This is a genomic window from Candidatus Oleimmundimicrobium sp. (assembly GCF_030651595.1).
GTDB lineage: Bacteria > Actinomycetota > Aquicultoria > UBA3085 > Oleimmundimicrobiaceae > JAUSCH01.
This window is the reverse complement of record NZ_JAUSCH010000130.1, coordinates 1-3,450: the sequence shown is the minus strand read 5'-3', so window position 1 is coordinate 3,450 and position 3,450 is coordinate 1. Positions and strand designations below refer to the sequence as shown.

The window sequence follows — 3,450 nt, the reverse complement described above, 5'->3', positions numbered from 1 at the left end:
ATACCAAAATAATTGACAAAAAACACACTATCTTTAGACATAGAGATAATAATTGCACAATATACCCGTTGCCTCACATAAAAATGTACTTGAAAGCTGATACGATGCCTCAAGTAGAAATGTACTCGAACCTACTTGAAGGTTCCACACTTTTTTGTAGTAGATCTTCTCTTACTTTTTGCTTTAAAGCATTTAATTTAAGCAGCTTATCTTGTAATTTAGTTATCTTTCTTTTCAGCTCTGCTGGATTTAGCATAGCATATTGGCTTTTCAATTTCATCTTTATCTCATCTTCAATATCAGGAGAGGCCAGAACTCTTCGGTAAGGGGTCTTAGCCTCATCATATCTTTTGATAACTTTACTTCCTATTCTTTCCTTTTTGATCAGTTTTCTAACCGGTTGAAAGAAATTGACATAGAGTCTAAGATAAACATACAGTTCATTTAAAATGCTAAGTTCCTTATCGGTATCATATCTGGCATAGCCTACCGCCCTTCTGATGACCGACCAGTTCTTCTGTTCCACAAAACAGGAATCATTCTTCCGATACGGTCTACTTCGGGTAAAGGTAATCTTATGCTCTTCACAATAACGAATTAGATGGGCATTGATAAACTCAGCTCCATTGTCTGAATCTATCCCTAAGATAGAGAAAGGTAATCTCTCTTTTATGGTCTCTATGCCGGAAAAGACCCATCTTTGAGCCTTATTCTTTACCGCTATCATCTCCTCCCAGCCGGTAGAGATATCGGTAAAATTTAGACTCTGGATAAAATCACCCCTTACTGCCCCTCCATCATGGGAGACCAGGTCTGCTTCGAAAAAGCCAGGTTTAGCCTCATCCCAATCGGCAAAGGTCCTAATGGGGATACTCTTTTTTAATAAAGTTCCTGGTCTGGTAGTAGATCTTCCTTTTATTCTGTATCTCTTTCTGGTATCAGTTAGAAGCCTATCGATAGTAGCCGCACTTATCTTGAAGAGCTTTTCTCTTACCTTAGCACTTAAGTTAATTTCCCCCCATCTTTCTAATGCCGGGATGATCTCGGATAAGAAAGGAGCCAGTCTTTTGGAACAGATATAATCACATATTTTCCAGATCTCCTTTAAGGCTACCAGAACGCCTTCATCATAAATCTTTTTCTTCTTTCTTTTGATTTTTCTCTTATCTCTTACCAGTCTTACTCTTTTTCCCCTTATATTCATATACCCTAATACTTCTTTTAGCCTTAAGGCTCTGGCGGCATAGGAGCGGCTATACCTGGTAAGTCTAATAAATTCATCTAACATAATAGTCTTTTCTTTTTTAGATGATTTCCTGTATCGATCTCTTAATTCTCTGGTTACGGCCTTTTTCTGCCTCATGGTTAACATTCCTTTTTACCTCCTCATATATTTAAAAGAGATAATTCTTTCTCTTTAAATATAGAGGAAATTAGGTTATAATTAAAATAATTTGGAGTACTTTTTTATATGAGGCATCGATACTATTTGGAGTACTTTTTTGGTGAGGCAATTCGATATATTGACTTTTATTTTTTTTTCAATTATACTAAAAACGAAATAAATAAGAAAAAGACCGAGCGAAGGACTGAAAGGTATTTTTTCAAAAAGAGAATCAGCATCTGGTGAAAGCTGATAAACACCTTTAAACTCGCCTTCAAGTTTTGTAAGCGAAAAATTAAATTAAAATGTTAATTTAAATGTAGTTTACAGCGTTGACAAGCGTTAATTGTTTAATAAGAGTAGATAATTGTGGGGCTGTAGCGCAGTCGGGAGCGCGCCTCCTTGGCGTGGAGGAGGTCGCGGGTTCGATTCCCGCCAGCTCCACCAAATTATAATGAAAAAATCTACTGAACAAGGGTGGTACCACGAGAAGAATCTCGTCCCTGGTAATGCTTTAAATGATTGCCTGAGACGGGATTTTATTTTTAAGGAGGAATATTTAAATATGGAAGATAGATATAATTTCACCGAAGTTGAAAAAAAATGGCAGGAATATTGGTCGAAAAATAATTTTTTTAAATCTTATATAGATTCTAAAAAACCGAAATATTATGTTTTGGAAATGTTTCCTTATCCTTCGGGCGAACCCCACATGGGACACGTGAAAAACTACGTTATCGGTGATGTAGTGGCCAGATATAAACATTCTCAAGGATATAATATCCTGCACCCTATGGGTTGGGATGCCTTTGGCTTACCCGCGGAGAACGCTGCTATACAAAATAACATTCATCCTTCAATCTGGACTAAAAACAATATTCAAAAAATGAAAAATACTCTTACTAATATGAGCATCAGTTATGATTGGGACAGAGAAATAGCAACCTGTAATCCGGATTACTACAAATGGACACAATGGATTTTCTTACAATTATATAAAAAAGGATTAGCCTACAAAAAGAAAGGTGTAGTTAACTGGTGTCCCTCCTGTTCTACTGTGTTAGCTAATGAACAAGTTGTGGAGGGAAAATGTGAAAGATGTGAGGCCGAAGTTGTTAAAAAAGAGTTATCTCAATGGTTTTTTAAGATTACCGAATATGCTCAGAGATTGCTTGATGATATAGAGTGTTTAGAAGAATGGCCAGAGAAAGTATTGACTATGCAGAGAAATTGGATAGGCAGGAGTGAAGGAGCAAGGATCGAATTTCCCATAAAGGGGAGCAATAAGACTATCCCGGTTTTTACTACTCGACCCGACACTCTCTATGGAGCAACTTATTTTTTATTGGCCCCCGAACACCCTGCAGTAGGAGAGATAACAAAAGACTCTTCTTGCAAAGATGAAGTTCAGAGTTTTGTAAAAGAGGTAAGTAAAGAGAGCGCTATAGATAGGGTATCTGGCGTGTTGGAAAAAAGAGGATGTTTTACCGGTAAATATGTGATAAATCCTATTAATAACGAGGAAATTCCCATTTGGTTAGCAAATTATGTGTTAATGGACTATGGAACGGGTGCGGTAATGGCAGTTCCGGCTCATGATCAAAGGGATTTTGAATTTGCCAAAAAATATAATTTACCTATCAGAATAGTTATTCAACCAGAGGATAAAAAAGTTACCTCTGATACTATGGAGGCTGCTTTTGACCAAGAAGGCATAATGGTTAATTCCGGCCAATTTAACGGTTTGCCCAGCAGTAAGTCATTAGAAATCATAATTGATTATCTGATTAAAAAAGGCTCTGGGAAAAGAGAGGTTAATTACAGATTAAGAGATTGGCTTATTTCGCGTCAGCGTTATTGGGGTGCGCCCATACCTATGATTTATTGTTCCGATTGCGGGATGGTTCCTGTACTCGAAAGCGATTTACCGGTTTTACTGCCGGAAGATGTAGATTTCAGACCCAAAGGCATTTCGCCACTGGCAAGCAGTAAAGAATTTGTCAATACAATTTGTCCAAAATGCGGTAAGGAAGCTAAAAGAGAAACAGACACTATGGATACTTTTG

2 protein-coding genes and 1 tRNA gene are annotated in these 3,450 nt (G+C 37.2%); 2 read left to right on the top strand and 1 reads right to left on the bottom strand.

Going from position 1 to position 3,450, the window contains the following annotated elements; genetic code table 11:
- Positions 1–109: 109 nt before the first annotated feature.
- Positions 110–1,363 carry a transposase family protein gene (locus Q7U95_RS07625; RefSeq protein ID WP_308753338.1) on the bottom strand — a complete coding sequence of 418 codons (1,254 nt, stop codon included), beginning with the start codon at positions 1,361–1,363 and terminating at the stop codon, positions 110–112.
- Positions 1,364–1,755: 392 nt separating this feature from the next.
- Here Q7U95_RS07625 and Q7U95_RS07620 point away from each other — a divergent pair.
- Together Q7U95_RS07620 and leuS are read left to right on the top strand one after the other, a co-directional pair.
- Positions 1,756–1,831: transfer RNA gene (locus tag Q7U95_RS07620), tRNA-Ala, on the top strand.
- 118 nt (positions 1,832–1,949) lie between these two features.
- Positions 1,950–3,450, top strand: a 1,501-nt coding sequence (leuS, locus tag Q7U95_RS07615) for a leucine--tRNA ligase (RefSeq protein ID WP_308753336.1), incomplete at its 3' end; no start/stop codon positions are given.